Origin of the sequence: Ramlibacter montanisoli (assembly GCF_013087525.1) — a bacterium.
Taxonomy (GTDB): Bacteria; Pseudomonadota; Gammaproteobacteria; order Burkholderiales; family Burkholderiaceae_C; genus Ramlibacter; species Ramlibacter montanisoli.
In genome coordinates this window covers 712,693-730,492 of the sequence record NZ_JABFCS010000001.1, presented here as the reverse complement: position 1 = coordinate 730,492, position 17,800 = coordinate 712,693, and the positions used below count along the sequence as shown (strand labels likewise).

The following is a 17,800-nucleotide window of genomic DNA, read 5'->3' as shown; positions in this document are numbered from 1 at the left end:
GATACCATTCATGCGGCACCGTCATCAATCCCGCGAAAACATTTCAACAGGGTTGTCAGGCGCGCGGCAAGCGGGCGTGAGGCCTTCTCGCTACAGTTGCCGCCCATGCAATCCGCCGAACGCAAGCTGTCGATGATGCAGGTCCTGGCCTGCGGCGCCATGATCGTCACGCTCTCCATGGGTATCCGGCACGGCTTCGGCCTGTGGCTGCAGCCGATCACGCAGGCGCAGGACTGGAGCCGCCAGACCTTCTCCTTCGCCATCGCCATCCAGAACATCGCCTGGGGCTTCTTCGGCATCTTCGCCGGGATGGCGGCCGACCGCTTCGGCGCCTTCCGCGTGCTGGTCGGGGGCGCCGTGCTGTACGGCCTCGGCCTGGCGGGCATGGCGTTGTCGCCCACGCCGCTGGTGTTCGCCCTGACCGCCGGCGTGCTGATCGGCGCCGCGCAGGCCGGCACCACCTATGCGGTGATCTACGGCGTGATCGGCCGGCAGATCGATCCTTCGAAGCGCTCGTGGGCCATGGGCGTGGCGGCCGCGGCGGGTTCCTTCGGCCAGTTCCTGATGGTGCCGGTGGAAGGCTTCCTGATCGGCGGCTTCGGCTGGCAGCAGGCGCTGCTGGCGCTGTCGCTGTTCGTGCTGCTGATCGTGCCGCTGGCCTTCGGCCTGCGCGAGCCGGGCTTCGGCGGCGTGTCGGCGCCCCAGCGGGACCAGACCATCCTGCAGGCGCTGCGCGAAGCCTTCAAGTACCCCAGCTTCCAGCTGCTGATGGCGGGCTACTTCGTGTGCGGCTTCCAGGTGGTGTTCATCGGCGTGCACATGCCCAGCTACCTGAAGGACAAGGGCCTGTCGCCGCAGGTCGCCAGCTACGCGCTGGCGCTGATCGGCCTGTTCAACGTGTTCGGCACCTACCTCGCCGGCAGCCTGGGCCAGAAGCTGGCCAAGCGCAAGATCCTGGCGGCGATCTACCTCGGGCGCTCGATCGCCATCGCCCTCTTCCTGTGGGCACCGCTGACGCCGATGTCGGTGTACATCTTCTCCGCGGTGATGGGCGTGCTGTGGCTGTCCACCGTGCCGCCGACCAACGCCACGATCGCGCAGATCTTCGGCGTGGCCCACCTGTCCATGCTGGGCGGCTTCGTGTTCTTCAGCCACCAGATCGGCTCCTTCATGGGGGTCTGGCTGGGCGGCCTGCTGTACGACCGCACCGGCAGCTACGACATCGTCTGGTACATCGCCATCGCCCTGGGCGTGTTCGCGGCCCTGGTGAACCTGCCGGTGCGCGAGGCGCCGATCGCACGCGGCCCCGCGCCGCAGCCGGCATGAGCCTGCGCGCGAAGAAGCTTGCCGCCTGGTCCGCCGCCGTGGTGGCGCTGCTCGCCGTGTTCGCCCTTTACACGCGCCCGCAGATGATGGTGGCGCTGGGAGACATGATCTGGGCCTGCTTCCAGTAGATTGCGGCCCATGAACGTCACCATCATCACCGGCGGCTCCGACGGCATCGGCGCCGAGATGGCCCGCCAGCTCGCCGGCAAGCACCGGCAGGGCATTGCCCTGGTCCTGGCCGGGCGCAGCAGCGAGAAGCTGGATGCGGTGGCTGCCCAGTGCCGCGCGCACGGCGCCCAGGTGCTGTGCGTCGCCATGGACGTGGCCGATGAAGCGCAGTGCCGCGCGCTGGTGGACCAGGCGGTGGCGGGCTTCGGCCGCATCGACGCCCTGGTCAACAACGCCGGCATGTCGGCGCAGGCGCTGTTCGAGGAAGTGAAGGCCGAGGACCTGCACTGGTACGAGGACCTGATGCGGGTGAACCTGTGGGGCGCCGTCTGGTGCACGCACGCCGCCCTGCCGCACCTGCTGGAAAGCCGCGGCCGCATCGTCGCCGTCAGCTCGCTGTCGGGCCTGATCGGCGTGCCGGGCCGCACCGCCTACGCCGCGACCAAGTTCGCCATGACCGGTTTCTTCGAGGCCTTGCGGGCCGAAGTGAAGCTGCGCGGCGTGAGCGTCACCACCGCCTTCCCCGGCGTGGTCACCACCAACATCCGCGTGCGCGGCTACAACGCGCAGGGCCGCCCGCTGGGCAAGAGCGGGCTGAAGGAAGACGACGCCATGTCGGTCGAGGAATGCGCCCGCCTGATCGTCGACGGCATGGAGCGCCGCCAGCGCGAGGTGGTGATGACGGCCAAGGGCAAGCTGGGCCGCTTCCTGAAGCTTGCTGGCGCCGGGCGTGGTGGACGACATGGCCCTGGCGGCGCTGAAGGACGAGGCGCGTCCGCACTAGACCATGCACGGAAGCGAAGCCCCCTCCCCTGGATCGTCCGCTTCGGCCCGCTGGTGCCTGCGGGCGGCACGGTGCTCGACCTCGCCTGCGGCCGCGGGCGCCACCTGCGCTGGTTCGCCGCGCGCGGCCACCCGGTGGTCGGCGTCGACCGCGATGCCGAAGCGCTGGCCACGCTGCAGGGCGTGGGCGAGACCGTCGCCGCCGACATCGAGAACGGGCCCTGGCCGCTGGCCGGCCGGCAGTTCGCCGCCGTGGTCGTCACCAACTACCTGTGGCGGCCGCTGTTCCCGCGCATCCTCGAATCGGTGGCCGAAGGCGGGTTGCTGCTGCACGAGACCTTCGCCCAGGGGAACGAGACCGTGGGCAAGCCCTCGCGGCCGGACTTCCTGCTGGCGCCGGGGGAACTGCTGCAGGCCTACCCCAGCCTGCGCATCCTGGCGTACGAGGATGGCTTCCTCCCGGAGCCCGACCGCTTCGTCCAGCGGATCGCGGCCGTGCGCGAGCGGCCCAGCCGTACACCGAACCGATACCTGCTCTAGCCTAGAATCTCGTATTCCCCGGGAACAACAACCCCATGACACCGATTACTGGCAGCATCGTGGCGCTCGTGACGCCGATGCACGACGACGGCAGCGTCGATTACCCGGCGCTGCGCAAGCTCGTCGACTGGCACATCCAGGAAGGCACCGACTGCATCGGCGTGGTCGGCACCACCGGCGAGTCGCCGACCGTGGACGTCGAGGAGCACCGCGAGATCATCCGCGTGGCCGTCGAACAGGCCAACGGCCGCGTGCCGATCATGGCCGGCTGCGGCGCGAACTCCACCCTCGAAGCCATCGAGCTGGCGAGGTACGCCCAGAAGGTCGGCGCCGACTGCCAGCTGCAGGTCGTCCCCTACTACAACAAGCCGACGCAGGAAGGCCAGTACCAGCACTTCCGCGCCATCGCGGAAGCGACCGGCGACCTGCCGATGGTCCTGTACAACGTCCCCGGCCGCACGGTCGCGGACATGCTGCACGACACCGTGCTGCGCCTGGCCGAAGTGCCGGGCATCGTCGGCATCAAGGAAGCCACCGGCAACATCGAGCGCGCGCAGTGGCTGATCCGCGAGGCGCCCAAGGGCTTCGCGATCTATTCCGGCGACGACCCGACCGCGGTGGCGCTGATGCTGTGCGGCGGCCAGGGCAACGTGAGCGTCACCGCCAACGTGGCGCCGCGCCTGATGCACGAGCTGTGCGACGCGGCGATCGCCGGCGACGCCAAGCGCGCGATGGAAATCCAGTTCCAGCTGATGCCGGTGCACAAGCACCTGTTCGTGGAAGCCAACCCGATCCCGGTGAAATGGGCGATGGCCCGCATGGGCCTGATGGGCGGCGCGCTGCGCCTGCCGATGACGCCGCTGGCCAAGGGCAACGAAGCCGTGGTCGAACAGGCGCTGCGCGCCTGCGGCCTGCTGCGCTGAGCGCCGCGAGCAAGAGAGTTAGAGGAATCCCATGAAGTTGACCGTGAAGTTCGGCCTCGTTGCCGTGGCTGCCGCCCTGTCCGCCTGTTCCGTGCTGGACGGCGACAAGATCGATTACAGGAGCGCGACCAAGGGCCAGACCCTGGAAGTGCCGCCCGACCTGACCCAGCTGTCGCGCGACTCGCGCTACGTCGTGCCCGGCGGCCCGGTGTCCGCCAGCACCTATGCCCTCGGGCAGACGCTGCCCGGCGTGCCGACCGCCCACACGCCATCGGCGACGTGCGCGTGGAACGCGCGGGCAACCAGCGCTGGCTGGTGGTGAACCGCCCGGCCGACCAGGTGTGGCCCGCCGTGCGCGACTTCTGGCAGGAAAGCGGCTTCCTGCTGGCGATGGACCAGCCCAACCTGGGCATCATGGAAACCGACTGGGCCGAGAACCGCGCCAAGATCCCGCAGGACTTCATCCGCAACGCGATCGGCAAGGTGCTCGACTCCGTCTATTCGACCGCCGAGCGCGACAAGTTCCGCACGCGCCTGGAGCGCTCGCCCACCGGCGGCACCGAGATCTTCGTCAGCCACCGCGGCATGATCGAGGTGTACTCCAATGCGCAGAAGGACCAGACGGTCTGGCAGCCGCGCGCGGCCGACCCCGAGCTGGAAGCCGAATTCCTGCGCCGCCTGATGGTGCGCCTGGGCGCGCCGCAGGTGCAGGCGCAGGCCGCCACCGCAGTGGCCAGCGAGCGCCCGACCTCGCGCGTCGCCTCCCTCAACAGCCAGCCGGTGGTGGTGATCGACGAGCCCTTCGACCGCGCCTGGCGCCGCGTCGGCCTGGCGCTGGACCGCACCGGATTCACCGTCGAGGACCGCGACCGCAGCCAGGGCACCTACTTCGTGCGCTACGTGCCGCCGAACGCCGACAAGAAGGAGCCCGGCTTCCTGGGCCGCATCTTCAGCCGCAACGCGCCCGCCGAGCAGCCGCTGAAGTACCGCATCAACCTGAAGACGGAAGGCCAGACCACCACGGTCTCCGTGCTCAATGCCAACGGCGCGCCCGAGGCTTCCCAGAACGCGCAGCGCATCGTGCAGGTCATCGCCGACGACCTGAAGTAAGGTGCTGCGCTTCAAGAGCCTGGGCAGCGGCAGCAGCGGCAACGCCACCGTCATCCAGGCGCGCGGCGCCACGGGGCTCACGCACCTGCTGGTCGATTGCGGCCTGGGCATCCGGGAGCTGGACAAGCGCCTCGGTGCCGCCGGCATGCTGGCCGAGCAGGTCGACGCGATCTTCGTCACCCACGAGCACGGCGACCACATCGGTTGCGCGCGCCAGCTCGCCCTGCGCGAGCGCATCCCCGTGTACATGAGCGAAGGCACCTATGCCGCGCTCGGCCAGCCGGACTTCCAAGGCCTGCTGCGCCTGGCCTGCGACGCGCAGGCGATCGCCATCGGCGACCTGCAGGTGCGGCCCTTCACCGTCCCGCACGACGCGCGCGAGCCCCTGCAGCTCACCTGCACCGACGGCGACGTGCGCCTGGGACTGGCCACCGACCTGGGCCACGTCAGCGCGCACGTGCTGCAGGAACTGTCAGGCTGCGCCACCCTGCTGCTGGAATGCAACCACGACGAGGCCATGCTGGCGAGCTCGTCCTATCCGCCCTTCCTCAAGCGCCGCGTGGGCGGTGCCTGGGGCCATCTGGCCAACAGTGCCGCGGCCGCGCTGGCGCAATCGCTGGTGGGCGCCGGCATGCTGCGCCAGGTGCTGGCCGCGCACCTGAGCGAGCAGAACAACAAGCCCGAACTGGTGCGCCAGGCGCTGGCCGATGCGCTGGGCAGCGCGGTGGAGGTCCACGTGGCCGACGGGCCTTCCGGCTGCGGCTGGCTCAGCGCCTGATCGCCCTCTTCGAACGCCCAAAGAAAAAGCCGCCCGAGGGCGGCTTTTCTGCAAGCGTGCAGTGCTTAGCGCGAAGCGGCAGCGGAAGCAGCACCCGCGGCGGCGGAGGCAGAGCCGGCAGCAGCGGAAGCGGAGCCAGCAGCAGCGGAAGCGGCGGCATCGGCGGCGGGAGCAGCGGCCGGGGCCGGGGCGGGCGCCGGAGCAGCAGCGGGAGCGGGGGCCGGGGCAGGCGCCGGCTCTTCCTTCTTGCCGCAGGCGGCCAGGGCAGCGGCGGCAACCAGCATGGCGAGAACGAGGGATTTCTTCATTTCAGTTTCCTTCTTAGGGATGGGACGCAATTTCCGGAAGTTTGTCCAGGCGGTCGGGGCCGCTAGTGACCGAGCGGAGAGGCTCGAGCCCTTTCCAGCTCAGCCAACGATTATAGCTTGATCCGCATTTGCAGCGTGGGGTGCGGGCTGCCCGCGACCTAGAGGCCGAGGGTGCTGGCCGCGAAACCCGGCGTGGACTTGCGCAGCCACTCGTTGAGCGTCTCGCGCAGGGCGACGCGCCGCTCCGGTTCGCTGCCGCAGAAGCCGTTGGAATGCTCGATGTCCCGCCGCTCCAGCACCCAGGCCGGGCTCCAGATGGCACTGGGAAGGTCCAGCGGATCGGCGCTCGGGCACACGTGGGCCGTCACGATGTGCGACCAGGTCACCCGCCACTGCACGAAGCGCGCATGCTGCCGCACCACGCGGTCATACTGCCGCGCGAGCAGCACCATGCTCCGGCCGCCGCGCGCCCAGGCCTGCAGCGAGTCGGCCACGGCTCGCTCGCCCAGCGGCCATTCGTCGAAGCTGGCATCGCTGAGGATGATCTCGTGCCAGCCGTCGCGCGCGGCCGTGGCGAGCGCGTCCCGCACCAGCTGGCGGAATTCCTCGCGGCCCTCGAAGCGCCGGGAAGGCAGTGCCGCGGGGGAACCCGATGGCTTGTCGTCGTTCATGTGGCACCTCCATTGGCGTGCGCCCAGCCGGCTTCGCACCAGGACAGCAGCAGCTCGCGCGCGGCCTCGCTCGCGCCTTCGAGCTCGCGCGCATCCAGCCGGCGGCGGTCGGCCAGCCGCCGCATCAGCGTCGCATCCCGGCCGCCGGCGCGCCAGGCCTGTCCGTTGATGAACACATGCAGGCGATCGTGCAGCATCCGCGTGCGCGCGTCGAGTTCGATCGACCGCAGGCGGCGCGGCGCGGCGCCGGGCTCGAACCACACGTTGGACTTGGGTTCGCTGAGGTATTCGCCCAGCGCCCTGTCCAGCGCGGACGGGTCCTTCAGCGCCGCGGCCAGCGCCTGCCGCGCGAACGCGCCCAGCCCCGCGGGGATCGCCCCCGGCGCGTCGGTCGCCTCCTGGCCGGCATCGCGATACAGGCGCGGTTCGCCCTCTTCCTCCGCGGCTTCGTCGGCGATGCGCTGCAGCAGCTCGCGCGCGAGCTCCGCCTGCGCCGGCGCGCGAAAGCCGATCGAGTAGGTCTGGCACTCGCCCACCGCGATGCCGTCGTGCGCATAGCGCGGCGGCAGGTAGAGCATGTCGCCGGGGTCCAGCACGTATTCCTCTTCCGGCTCGAAATCCTCCAGGATCTTCAGCGGCACGCCCTGCTGCAGCCGCAGTTCCTTCTGCCGGCCGATGCGCCAGCGGCGCTGCCCCTGGGCCTGCAGCAGGAACACGTCGTAGCTGTCGAAATGGGGTCCCACGCCGCCGCCGTCGCTGGCGAAGCTGATCATCAGGTCGTCCAGGCGCGCGGCCGGCACGAAGGAGAAGCCGTGCAGCAACTCGTGGGCGCGGCGGTCGTGCAGGTCCACGCCTTGCACCAGGAGGGTCCACTCGCGCTGCTTCAGGGGCGGCAGTGCACGGCGCGCGAAGGGGCCGCGCTGCAGCCGCCAGCCGGCGCCCTCACGCACCACCACGCGCGACTCGACCTCCTCGCGCGCGGCCAGCGCGAACAGCTCGCGCGGCGGCAGCAGGGGCTGGAATCCGGGGATGGCGTTGCGCACCAGCAGCGGCTTCTTCTGCCAGTGCCGCTTCATGAACTGGGCGGGCGTGAGGCCGCCGAGCAGGGGCAGGGGTCGGTCGGTGTGCATCGGGCGTGGTGCGACAATTCTCCTATGGAAATCACACCGCACTGCGTCGTCGCGCTCACCTGGACCCTGAAGGACACGCTGGGCGAGGAACTCGATCGCCTGGAGGAGCCCGTGGAGTTCCTGGTCGGCGGCCGCGACCTGCTGGCCAAGATCGAGGACGCCCTGCAAGGGCACGAACCCGGCGACCTCCTGGACCTGCACCTGGAACCCGAGGACGCCTTCGGCGACTACGACGAGACGCGCGTGTTCCTCGAGCCGCGCTCGGTGTTTCCCAAGGAACTCGAGGAAGGCATGACCTACGAAGGCATGCCGGCGGGCGCCACCAGCCCGGACGCTCCGCAGAACCTCCTCTACACCGTGACCGAGATCTATCCCGAACACGTGGTGCTGGACGGCAACCATCCGCTGGCGGGCATCGCGCTGCGGCTGCACGTCAAGGTCGAAGCCGTGCGCGAAGCGACCGAGGAGGAAACCGGCCGCGGGACGCTGGGCGCGGGCTTCTTCCGCATCGGCGACTGAGTGCCTCCCCCATGAAAAACGCCCGGCACTGCCGGGCGTTTTGCCATCATGCGCGGGGTTTAGCCGCGGTAGATGACGCCGTTGTCGACGCGCACGCGGTCGCCCACGCGCAGGTCGCCCGTGGCGGGCACTTCGTACGTGCGGATCACGCCCTGGTCCGTCTGCATCGTGATGCGGTAGCCGGGGGTGGTGGTCACGCCCTGCTGGTTGCGGGCGATCTGGTTGCCGACGGCCGCGCCGGCCACGCCACCGAGCACGGTCGCCGCGGTGCGGCCCGAGCCGCTGCCGATCTGATTGCCCAGCACGGCGCCGGCCACGCCGCCGACCACGGCACCCAGGATGCTCGTGTTGCGCGGTGCGCTGGTGCCGACCGGCATGTATTCGATGTTCACGATGCGGCCGTACTCCATGCCGGCGACCGGGTAGGAAGCGGCGGGATAGGTCGGGGACGACACCGTCGGATAGACCGGGGCGGTCGGGCCATAGGACGAGCAGGCCGCCAGCATGGACGCGGCGACGCCGCCGAGGACCAGCGAGGACAGACGGGAAATCTTGCGCATGAAATTCTCCTTGATTCGAAACGTGTTCCACATGGCAGCCCGGCAGGCGCCCTGTACAGCCATTGAATCGGGGGAAAGACATGCGCGGGCGCAGGGAATCTCCCTCCTTGGCGTAGGAGATCGATGGACAAGGTGTCAGCCGGCGCGCACGCCGGCATACATCAGCTCTTCCCTGTAGAGCCGTAACCGCCCGCGCCGCGCTGCGTGGCGGGGAACTCCGTGACCACGTGGAACGAGGCCTGCACCACCGGAACGATCACCAGCTGCGCGAGGCGCTCCATCGGCTGCAGCGTGAAGGCCGTGTCGCTGCGGTTCCAGGCGCTCACCATGAGCTGGCCCTGGTAGTCGCTGTCGATCAGGCCGACCAGGTTGCCCAGCACGATGCCGTGCTTGTGCCCCAGGCCCGAGCGCGGAAGGATCATCGCGGCATAGCCCGGGTCCTTCAGCCAGATGGCGATGCCGGTGGGCACCAGCTGCCAGGCGTTGGGCGCCAGGTCCAGCGGCTTGTCGATGCAGGCGCGCAGGTCCAGCCCGGCGCTGCCCGGCGTGGCATAGGTGGGCAACTGGTCCGCCATGCGCGGATCGAGGATCTTGACGTCGACTTTCATGGGTTCTCGTTCAACGGGGCAGGCGGCGCGCGATCTCGCCCACGAGCTGGCGGGCGCATTCGATCTTGGGCGCGCGCGGCAGCTCCTGCACGCCCTTCTCGTCCACCAGCAGCATCTGGTTGTCGTCCTGGCCGAAGGTCAGCGGCCCGATGTTGCCCACCAGCAGCGGGATGCCCTTGCGTTCGCGCTTGGCCTTGGCGTGCTTGACCAGGTCGTGGCTTTCGGCCGCGAAGCCGACGCAGAACAGCGCCCTGCTCTTGGCGCGCTCGCCTTGCGCGACGGTCGCGAGGATGTCGGGGTTCTCGGTGAAGCGCAGCACGGGCACCTCGCCGCTGCCGTCCTTCTTGATCTTCTGGTCCGCCTCGGCCACGGGCCGCCAGTCCGCCACGGCGGCGGCGGCGATGAAGATGTCGGCCGCCGGCACTTCCGCCTGCGTCGCCGCCAGCATGTCGCGCGCGGACTTCACGTCGATGCGGCGCACGCCGCGCGGCGTGGCCACGCTCACCGGCCCGGCGATCAGGGCGACCTCGGCCCCGGCCTCGCGCGCCGCCCGGGCGATCGCGAAACCCATCTTGCCCGAGGAGTGGTTGGTGATGCCGCGGATCGGGTCGAGCGCCTCGAAGGTGGGGCCGGCGGTGATCACCACCTTGCGGCCCGCCAGCACCTTGGGCTGGAAGAAGGCGACCAGGTCCTCCAGCAATTGCTGCGGCTCCAGCATGCGGCCGTCGCCCGTTTCGCCGCAGGCCTGGAAGCCGCTGCCCACGCCGAGGATGGTGGCGCCGTCGGCCGCGAGCTGCTCCATGTTGCGCTGGGTGGCCGGATGCGCCCACATCTCGCGGTTCATGGCCGGGGCAATCAGCAGCGGCACGCGGTCGATCGGGCGGGCCAGGCACATCAGCGACAGCAGTTCGTCGGCCCGCCCGTGCACCAGCCTGGCCATGAAGTCGGCGCTGCAGGGGGCGATCAGGATGGCGTCGGACTGCCGCGACAGGTTGATGTGCGGCATGTTGTTCGGCTCGCGCGGGTCCCACTGCGAGGTGTACACCGGCCGTCCGGACAGCGCCTGCATGGTCACGGGCGTGATGAATTGCTCGCTCGCCTCGGTCATCACCACCTGCACGGTGGCGCCTTCCTTGACCAGCGCCCGGCAAAGCTCCGCGGACTTGTAGCAGGCGATGCCGCCGGTGAGTCCCAGGACGATGTGCTTGCCCGCAAGGTCGTTCATGAGGCGGGAGTGTAAGGGGCCTCGACTGCGGCTTTTTCGGCACAGCAGGAAGCCAGGATGAGCACCTTCCTTATAATCTCGCTTTACCACCTCCCCGGGAGCGGCCCTCCCGACCTGACATGACCAAATTCGTCTTCGTCACCGGCGGTGTGGTGTCCTCCTGGGCAAGGGAATCGCCTCAGCCTCCCTCGCAGCGATCCTGGAGTCGCGGGGCCTCAAAGTCACCCTGATCAAGCTCGACCCGTACATCAACGTGGATCCGGGCACGATGTCCCCCTTCCAGCACGGCGAGGTGTTCGTGACCGACGACGGCGCGGAAACCGACCTGGACCTCGGCCACTACGAGCGCTTCGTGTCCACGCGCATGCGCAAGGCCAACAACTTCACCACCGGCCAGATCTACAAGTCGGTGCTGGAGAAGGAACGCCGCGGCGACTACCTCGGCAAGACGGTGCAGGTCATCCCGCACGTCACCAACGAGATCCAGGAATTCGTGCGGCGCGGCGCCGGCGTCGGCACCTCCACCCAGGTGGACGTCGCGATCGTGGAGATCGGCGGCACGGTGGGTGACATCGAGTCCCTGCCCTTCCTGGAAGCCGTGCGCCAGATGGCGCTCAAGCTCGGCCCCAACAACGCCGCCTTCGTCCACCTCACCTACGTGCCCTTCATCCAGGCCGCCGGCGAGCTGAAGACCAAGCCCACGCAGCACACCGTGCAGAAGATGCGCGAGATCGGTATCCAGCCCGACGCCCTGCTGTGCCGCGCCGACCGCAAGATCCCCGAGGACGAGGCCGAGAAGATCAGCCTGTTCACCAACGTGCCGCGCTGGGGCGTGATCTCCATGCCGGACGTGGACACCATCTACAAGGTGCCGCGCGTGCTGCACGAGCAGGGCCTGGACGGCCTGATCTGCGACAAGCTGCGCCTGAACACGCCGCCCGCCAACCTGAAGCGCTGGGACGACCTGGTGTACGAGGTGGAGCACCCGAAGGGCGAAGTCAACATCGCCATGGTCGGCAAGTACGTGGACCTGTCGGACAGCTACAAGTCGCTCAACGAAGCGCTGCGCCACGCCGGCCTGAAGAACCACGTGCGCGTGAAGATCGACTACATGGACTCCGAGACGATCACGCCCGAGACCGTCAACCAGCTCTCGCGCTTCGACGCGATCCTGGTGCCCGGCGGCTTCGGCAAGCGCGGCATCGAAGGCAAGATCCTCGCTGCCCGCTTCGCCCGCGAGAACAAGCTGCCCTATCTCGGCATTTGCCTGGGCATGCAGGTGGCCACCATCGAGTACGCGCGCGACGTCGCCGGCCTGCCCGGCGCCAACAGCACCGAGTTCGATCCCGAGACGCCGCACCCCGTGATCGCGCTGATCACCGAATGGCAGGACGCCGACGGCACCATCAAGACGCGCACCGAGAAGTCCGACCTGGGCGGCACCATGCGCCTGGGCGCGCAGAGCTCCGACGTCTCCAAGGGCACGCTGGCCCACCAGATCTACGGCGACGTGGTGACCGAGCGCCACCGCCATCGCTACGAAGCGAACGTGAAGTACCTCGACCAGCTGCGCTCTTCGGGCCTGGTGATCTCCGCGCTGACCCAGCGCGAGCACCTGACCGAGATCGTCGAACTGCCGCAGGACGTGCACCCCTGGTTCATGGGCGTGCAGTTCCACCCGGAATTCAAGTCCACGCCCTGGGACGGACATCCGCTGTTCAACTCCTTCATCCATGCCGCCTGCGAGCACCAGGCCGGCGCCCACAAGGGCGCGGGCGGCAAACCCCTCAAGGCAGTCGCTTAAATGAAGCTCTGTGGCTTCGAAGCCGGGCTGGACAAGCCCTTCTTCCTCATTTCCGACCCTGCGTGGTCGAATCCGAACAATTGCAGATGGACGTGGCCGGCCAGCTGAAGGAGATCACCTCCGCGCTGGGCATCCCCTTCATCTTCAAGAGCAGCTACGACAAGGCCAACCGCTCCTCGGGCACCAGCTTCCGCGGCCCGGGCATGACGCGCGGCCTGGAGATCCTGGCCAAGGTGAAGAAGGAACTGAAGGTTCCCATCCTCACCGACGTGCACACCGAAGCGGAGATCCCCACCGTCGCCGAAGTGGTGGACGTGCTGCAGACGCCCGCCTTCCTGTGCCGCCAGACCGACTTCATCCGCGCGGTGGCGCAGTCGGGCAGGCCGGTGAACATCAAGAAGGGCCAGTTCCTCGCCCCCGGCGACATGAAGAACGTGATCCAGAAGGCCCGCGACGCCGCGCGCGAGAAGGGCCTGCCGGAAGACAGCTTCATGGCCTGCGAGCGCGGTGCCTCCTTCGGCTACAACAACCTGGTCTCGGACATGCGCTCGCTGGCGATCATGCGCGAGACCGGTGCGCCCGTGGTGTTCGACGCCACCCACTCCGTGCAGCTGCCCGGCGGCCAGGGCACCAGTTCCGGCGGCCAGCGCGAACACGTGCCGGTGCTGTCGCGCGCCGCGGTCGCGGTCGGTGTCGCCGGCCTGTTCATGGAGACGCACCCCGATCCCGCCAAGGCGCTGTCCGACGGTCCCAACGCGGTGCCGCTGAAGCACATGCGCGCGCTGCTGGAAACTCTGGTGGAGCTCGATCGCATCACCAAGAAGAACGGCTTCCTCGAGAACAGCTTCTCGGCCTGACAGGAGAGGACCCATGCCCGCTGCCTACCTGATCGTGGAGATGAACATCTCCAATCCCGAGCAGTACAAGGAATACATGGCGCGCGCGCCGCAGGCCGTGAAGGCGGCGGGCGGCGAGTACCTGGTGCGCGGCGGCAAGCACGAGACGCTGGAAGGCGACTGGCAGCCGCACCGCGTGGCGATGCTGCGCTTCCCCAGCTACGAGCAGGCCAAGGCCTTCTACGACGGCGAGATGTACACGCAGGCGCGCAGCTTCCGCCAGGGCGCCACCGAATACTTCAACATGGTCCTGGTCGAGGGTGTGGCAGCCCCGGTCTGAGACGCGGATTCCCAAAACTTCAAAGAAGAAAACCTGAATGAGCGCCATCGTTGACATCGTCGGCCGCGAGATCCTGGACTCGCGCGGCAACCCCACCGTGGAATGCGACGTCCTGCTGGAGTCGGGCACCATGGGCCGCGCGGCGGTTCCCTCCGGCGCGTCCACCGGCTCGCGCGAAGCGATCGAGCTGCGCGACGGCGATCCCAAGCGCTACCTGGGCAAGGGCGTGCTCAAGGCCGTGGAGCACATCAACACCGAGATCTCCGAGTCGGTGCTGGGCCTCGACGCCAGCGAGCAGAACTTCCTGGACAAGACGCTGATCGACCTGGACGGCACCGAGAACAAGAGCCGCCTGGGCGCCAACGCGATGCTGGCCGTTTCGATGGCCGTCGCCCGCGCCGCGGCCGAAGAATCCGGCCTGCCCCTGTACCGCTACTTCGGCGGCATGAACGGCTGCCAGCTGCCGGTGCCGATGATGAACGTCGTCAACGGCGGCGCCCACGCCAACAACAACCTCGACCTGCAGGAGCTGATGATCATCCCCGTGGGGGCGCCCAGCTTCCGCGAGGCGCTGCGCTACGGCGCCGAGGTGTTCCACGCGCTCAAGAAGATCCTGCACGACAAGGGCATGAGCGTCGCCGTCGGCGACGAAGGCGGCTTCGCGCCCAACGTGGAGAACCACGAGGCGGCGATCCAGATGATCCTGCAGGCGATCGAGAAGGCCGGCTACAAGCCGGGCGAGCAGATCGCGCTGGGCCTGGACTGCGCGTCCAGCGAGTTCTACAAGGACGGCGTGTACGACCTGTCGGCCGAAGGCGAGCGCCTCAATGCCGCCGACTGGGCCTCGGTGCTGCAGTCCTGGGCCAGCAAGTACCCGACATCAGCATCGAGGACGGCATGGCCGAGGGCGACTGGGACGGCTGGAAGCTGCTGACAGAGCGCATGGGTCGCCAGGTGCAGCTGGTGGGCGACGACCTGTTCGTCACCAACACCAAGATCCTGAAGGAAGGCATCGAGAAGAAGATCGCCAACTCGATCCTCATCAAGATCAACCAGATCGGCACGCTCTCCGAGACCTTCGCCGCCATCGAGATGGCCAAGCGCGCCAACTACACGTCGGTCATCAGCCACCGTTCGGGCGAGACCGAGGACTCCACCATCTCCGACATCGCGGTGGGCACCAACGCGGGCCAGATCAAGACCGGCTCGCTCTCGCGTTCGGACCGGATGGCGAAGTACAACCAGCTGCTGCGCATCGAGGAAGACCTCGGCGACATCGCGCAGTACCCGGGCCTCTCGGCCTTCTACAACCTGCGCTAGGCGTTGAACAGCCGCGTCGTCGCCGCCCTGCTCGTCGGCCTGCTGGCCGTGGTGCAGGCGCAGCTCTGGATCGGCCGGGGCAGCGTGGGCGACGTCGCGCAGATGCAGCAGAAGCTGGACGAGCAGAAGGCGCACAACGCGATCGCGCAGTCCGCCAACGAGCGCCTGGCCGCCGAGGTGCGCGACCTGCGCGAGGGCCTCGACATGGTCGAGGAGAAGGCGCGCGGCGAACTGGGCATGGTCAAGCCCAACGAGATCCTCGTACAAATCGTGAAGTGATGCCGTGAGCGCGCGGCGCATCGCCCTGCTCGGTGCCGAAAGCACCGGCAAGACCCGGCTCTCCACCGAGCTCGCCGCGCACCTGCGGGGCCGCGGCCTGCGCGCCGTGGCCGTGCCCGAAGTGCTGCGCGAATGGTGCACCCGCGAGGGACGCACGCCCCGGCCGGAGGAACAGCTCGCCATCGCGCAGGAACAGGAGCGGCGCACGGACGATGCGGCGGCGCAGGCAGACATCGTCATCGCCGACACGACGGCGCTGATGGTGGCGGTCTACGCCGGCATGCTCTTCCCCGAGGGCGAGCTGCTGCGCTTCGCCATCGACCGCCAGAAGCGCTACGACACCACCCTGCTCACCGGCCTGGACCTGCCCTGGGTGGCCGACGGCCTGCAGCGCGACGCCGCGCAGCCGCGCGAAGAGGTGGACGCGCTGCTGCGTTCGCTGCTGCAGGGCGCGCAGCTTGCCTTCCAGGTGATCTACGGCCAGGGCCCGCAGCGGCTGGACTCGGCGCTGCAGGCGCTGGTCTCCGCCGGCGTGCTGCCCGCGGGCATCGTCGATCGCACGGTGGACACAGATGCGCGGCGCGCCTGGGTGTGGGTCTGCGAGAAATGCAGCGACCCGGCCTGCGAGCACCGCCTGTTCAAGCTGGCGCGCTCGGGCGACGAGGACGCCGCGGCGCGCTGATCAGGCCAGGGCGGCGCGCGTGCCGCGCCACTGTGCGACGGCGGGCTGCAGGTCGCGGATGTGCGGCATGTGCTGCACGCCGGCGACGCGGTGCCGCGCCAGCACGGGCGAACTGCCGCCGGCCCAGATGGCCACGTGCGGCGCCAGCTCGCCGCGCAACTGCTCCAGCCCGCGCAGCACGTGCGCCGGGTTCAGGCTGGCGGTGAAACTCAGGCCGACCGCATCGGCGCGGAAGGCCGAGACGGCGGCCACGATCTGCTGCACCGGCACCCGCACGCCCAGCGAGGTGCAGGGACAGCCGGCCAGCGCCAGCATGCACTGCGCCATCAGCAGGCCGATGCCGTGCGACTCCTCCGGAAAGGTGGCCAGCAGCACGCGCGGCCCGGTCGCGGCCGGCTCCCCGATGCGCGCCATGTGCGAGCGCAGGACCTGCTGCAGCACCTCGGTGTAGAGGTGCTCCTCGTACACCTGCACCTCGCCGCAGGCCCAGGCGCGCCCCACCTCCACGTTCAGCGCCGGCACCCGCCCGGTGATGAATCCGGCCAGCCCTTCGCTGCGTATCGATTCCTCGAGGAGCCGGACGACACCCGGAACGTCATGGTCGCGAAGCATGGCCAGCACCGGATCGGCCGAGGGCGAGGCGCTGCGCGCGGCCGCCTGCGGCCGCTCCCCGACGGGCCCGCCAGGGAGGCGAGCTGCGTGGCGCTCAGTTCGACCAGGCGGCCGGGGCGGTGGCCGCGCGCCATCAGGTCGGCGATCAGGCGCAGCTTGCGGACCTGTTCGTCCGGATAGCTGCGCTCGCCGCGCAGGTCGCGGCCGGGCTGGGGAAAGCCGTAGCGCCGCTCCCAGATGCGCAGGGTGGCGCGCGCGATGCCGGTGGCCTGTTCCACGGCGGCGATCGGCAGGCCTTCTTCGGCGATGGGCAGGGGGGCATCGGTCTATTTTCGCGCGCCGTGGACCACGGGCGGGCGCCGGCCAAACCCGGCCCCGCCCGCCTCCGACCAAAGGCAAGCAATTGTATCTTTGTCGTACGACAATGCTACACACTTATCAAAGGACGTCGTGATGAATATCGAACGCAAGCTGGCTGCGCTGCTGCTGGCCGGGACCGCTGCCCTGGCCGTGGTTCCCACGGCGGCCGCCTCCGAACCCGAGGTGCTCGCGCACCCCTGGGTGGTGCCCCCGCCCAACCGCGAACCGGAGGCCTACTTCACCAACGCGAAGGACGGCGACGTGGTGGAGGCGCCCTTCGTGCTGCGCTTCGGATTGTCGATGCGCGGCCTGGTCCCGGCGGGAAAGACCGCGGGCCGGGCGGGCCACCACCACCTGCTCGTGAACCAGCCGCTGCCGCTGGACTTCAAGAAGCCGCTGCCCTTCACCGACAAGTACATCCACTTCGGCAAGGGGCAGATGGAGCACGTGGTGGACCTGCCGCCGGGCACCTACACCTTCAACCTGCTGCTGGCGGACCAGGGCCACATCCCCTACTTCGTGTTCAGCAAGCCCTTGCGGCTGACCGTCGCCAAGCGGCGCACCCTGGCGCCCACGGAGAGCGCGACCGGCCCGGCCCGCGTCGAGATCCTGCGGCCCGCCCCCGGCGAGAACGTGCGCGGCCCGCTGCGCGTGCAGTTCCATGCAAGCGGCTTCCAGGTGGCGCACGCGGCGGCGCAGGTGCCGGGCACCGGCCGCTTCCGGCTGACGCTGGCGCGCGCGGGCAAGCCCGCCGAAGTGCTGGACTTCCGCGGCGGCCAGACCGAGGTCTGGCTCAACCCGCCCAAGGGCGAGTACCAGCTGCAGCTGGAGCTGGTGGGCCACAAGGAGGACGCGGTGCTCGCCGCGACGCCGGCGCAGCGGCTGGTGGTGGGCGGCTCGCCGATGTGAGCGCAGCGG

The 17,800-nt window shown here is 69.3% G+C and carries 18 protein-coding genes and 5 pseudogenes; 15 read left to right on the top strand and 8 right to left on the bottom strand.

Annotated elements, in window-relative coordinates; all coding sequences use genetic code 11:
• The first annotated feature begins 105 nt into the window (after positions 1 to 105).
• From HK415_RS03855 to HK415_RS03835, 7 genes and pseudogenes are all read left to right on the top strand, one after another.
• Positions 106 to 1,326 (top strand): MFS transporter, encoded by a 1,221-nt coding sequence (locus tag HK415_RS03855; protein WP_171556843.1) that lies wholly within the window; start codon positions 106 to 108, stop codon positions 1,324 to 1,326.
• Entirely contained in the window at positions 1,323 to 1,454 is a 132-nt protein-coding gene (locus HK415_RS25845) for a hypothetical protein (protein WP_256373038.1), read from the top strand. Before HK415_RS03855 ends, HK415_RS25845 begins: the two co-directional genes overlap by 4 nt.
• A 10-nt stretch (positions 1,455 to 1,464) precedes the next feature.
• Positions 1,465 to 2,278 (top strand): annotated as a pseudogene (locus HK415_RS24470) (SDR family oxidoreductase).
• A 53-nt stretch (positions 2,279 to 2,331) separates the two neighbouring features.
• Positions 2,332 to 2,817 carry a class I SAM-dependent methyltransferase gene (locus tag HK415_RS24465; RefSeq protein ID WP_373684528.1) on the top strand — a complete coding sequence of 162 codons (486 nt, stop codon included), beginning with the start codon at positions 2,332 to 2,334 and terminating at the stop codon, positions 2,815 to 2,817.
• Positions 2,818 to 2,852: 35 nt separating this feature from the next.
• The gene (dapA, locus tag HK415_RS03845) at positions 2,853 to 3,740 is read left to right on the top strand and encodes a 4-hydroxy-tetrahydrodipicolinate synthase (protein ID WP_171556841.1); all 888 of its coding nucleotides are present in this window, start codon (positions 2,853 to 2,855) and stop codon (positions 3,738 to 3,740) included.
• Between the two features lie 31 nt (positions 3,741 to 3,771).
• A pseudogene (gene bamC / locus HK415_RS03840) lies at positions 3,772 to 4,850 on the top strand (NlpB/DapX family lipoprotein).
• Position 4,851: 1 nt separating this feature from the next.
• A complete protein-coding gene (locus tag HK415_RS03835) occupies positions 4,852 to 5,628 on the top strand; it encodes an MBL fold metallo-hydrolase (RefSeq protein WP_171556840.1) in 777 nt (258 codons plus the stop codon).
• A gap of 65 nt (positions 5,629 to 5,693) precedes the next feature.
• Here the strand turns inward: HK415_RS03835 and HK415_RS03830 are convergent, their stop codons facing one another.
• The 3 genes from HK415_RS03830 to HK415_RS03820 form a co-directional block, all read right to left on the bottom strand.
• The gene (locus HK415_RS03830) at positions 5,694 to 5,936 is read right to left on the bottom strand and encodes a hypothetical protein (RefSeq protein ID WP_171556839.1); all 243 of its coding nucleotides are present in this window, start codon (positions 5,934 to 5,936) and stop codon (positions 5,694 to 5,696) included.
• Between the two features lie 158 nt (positions 5,937 to 6,094).
• Positions 6,095 to 6,607: a hypothetical protein gene (locus HK415_RS03825; RefSeq protein WP_171556838.1), complete on the bottom strand. Its 513-nt coding sequence runs from the start codon at positions 6,605 to 6,607 to the stop codon at positions 6,095 to 6,097.
• A complete protein-coding gene (locus tag HK415_RS03820) occupies positions 6,604 to 7,737 on the bottom strand; it encodes a cupin domain-containing protein (protein WP_171556837.1) in 1,134 nt (377 codons plus the stop codon). The genes HK415_RS03825 and HK415_RS03820 overlap by 4 nt, the downstream gene beginning before the upstream one ends.
• A 24-nt stretch (positions 7,738 to 7,761) precedes the next feature.
• Here HK415_RS03820 and HK415_RS03815 point away from each other — a divergent pair, with 24 nt between their 5' ends.
• Positions 7,762 to 8,256 (top strand): FKBP-type peptidyl-prolyl cis-trans isomerase, encoded by a 495-nt coding sequence (locus tag HK415_RS03815; protein WP_171556836.1) that lies wholly within the window; start codon positions 7,762 to 7,764, stop codon positions 8,254 to 8,256.
• A gap of 59 nt (positions 8,257 to 8,315) precedes the next feature.
• Here HK415_RS03815 and HK415_RS03810 read toward each other — a convergent pair whose 3' ends face one another.
• The 3 genes from HK415_RS03810 to coaBC all read right to left on the bottom strand — a co-directional run bounded on the left by HK415_RS03810 (position 8,316) and on the right by coaBC (position 10,649).
• Positions 8,316 to 8,816 carry an outer membrane lipoprotein gene (locus tag HK415_RS03810; RefSeq protein WP_171556835.1) on the bottom strand — a complete coding sequence of 167 codons (501 nt, stop codon included), beginning with the start codon at positions 8,814 to 8,816 and terminating at the stop codon, positions 8,316 to 8,318.
• A 161-nt stretch (positions 8,817 to 8,977) separates the two neighbouring features.
• Complete coding sequence (gene dut, locus HK415_RS03805) at positions 8,978 to 9,424, bottom strand: dUTP diphosphatase (protein WP_171556834.1); 447 nt, start codon at positions 9,422 to 9,424, stop codon at positions 8,978 to 8,980.
• 10 nt (positions 9,425 to 9,434) lie between these two features.
• The gene (coaBC, locus tag HK415_RS03800; protein WP_171556833.1) at positions 9,435 to 10,649 is read right to left on the bottom strand and encodes a bifunctional phosphopantothenoylcysteine decarboxylase/phosphopantothenate--cysteine ligase CoaBC; all 1,215 of its coding nucleotides are present in this window, start codon (positions 10,647 to 10,649) and stop codon (positions 9,435 to 9,437) included.
• A 119-nt stretch (positions 10,650 to 10,768) separates the two neighbouring features.
• Here coaBC and pyrG point away from each other — a divergent pair.
• From pyrG to HK415_RS03770, 6 genes and pseudogenes are all read left to right on the top strand, one after another.
• Positions 10,769 to 12,453 (top strand): annotated as a pseudogene (pyrG, locus tag HK415_RS03795) (CTP synthase).
• Positions 12,454 to 13,310, top strand: a pseudogene (gene kdsA, locus HK415_RS03790) (3-deoxy-8-phosphooctulonate synthase).
• 13 nt (positions 13,311 to 13,323) lie between these two features.
• Positions 13,324 to 13,629 carry a DUF1330 domain-containing protein gene (locus tag HK415_RS03785; RefSeq protein WP_171556832.1) on the top strand — a complete coding sequence of 102 codons (306 nt, stop codon included), beginning with the start codon at positions 13,324 to 13,326 and terminating at the stop codon, positions 13,627 to 13,629.
• Positions 13,630 to 13,666: 37 nt separating this feature from the next.
• Positions 13,667 to 14,949, top strand: a pseudogene (gene eno / locus HK415_RS03780) (phosphopyruvate hydratase).
• A gap of 3 nt (positions 14,950 to 14,952) precedes the next feature.
• Positions 14,953 to 15,228 carry a septum formation initiator family protein gene (locus tag HK415_RS03775; RefSeq protein ID WP_171556831.1) on the top strand — a complete coding sequence of 92 codons (276 nt, stop codon included), beginning with the start codon at positions 14,953 to 14,955 and terminating at the stop codon, positions 15,226 to 15,228.
• 4 nt (positions 15,229 to 15,232) lie between these two features.
• Entirely contained in the window at positions 15,233 to 15,910 is a 678-nt protein-coding gene (locus tag HK415_RS03770; RefSeq protein WP_171556830.1) for an AAA family ATPase, read from the top strand.
• Here the strand turns inward: HK415_RS03770 and HK415_RS03765 are convergent, their stop codons facing one another.
• Together HK415_RS03765 and HK415_RS03760 are read right to left on the bottom strand one after the other, a co-directional pair.
• Positions 15,911 to 16,522 carry a cobalamin B12-binding domain-containing protein gene (locus HK415_RS03765; protein WP_171556829.1) on the bottom strand — a complete coding sequence of 204 codons (612 nt, stop codon included), beginning with the start codon at positions 16,520 to 16,522 and terminating at the stop codon, positions 15,911 to 15,913.
• Complete coding sequence (locus tag HK415_RS03760; RefSeq protein ID WP_171556828.1) at positions 16,420 to 16,800, bottom strand: MerR family transcriptional regulator; 381 nt, start codon at positions 16,798 to 16,800, stop codon at positions 16,420 to 16,422. Before HK415_RS03760 ends, HK415_RS03765 begins: the two co-directional genes overlap by 103 nt.
• Positions 16,801 to 16,975: 175 nt before the next feature.
• On the opposite strand from HK415_RS03760, the gene HK415_RS03755 reads away from it, so the two are divergent.
• Positions 16,976 to 17,791: a DUF4399 domain-containing protein gene (locus HK415_RS03755; RefSeq protein WP_171556827.1), complete on the top strand. Its 816-nt coding sequence runs from the start codon at positions 16,976 to 16,978 to the stop codon at positions 17,789 to 17,791.
• Positions 17,792 to 17,800: the final 9 nt, after the last annotated feature.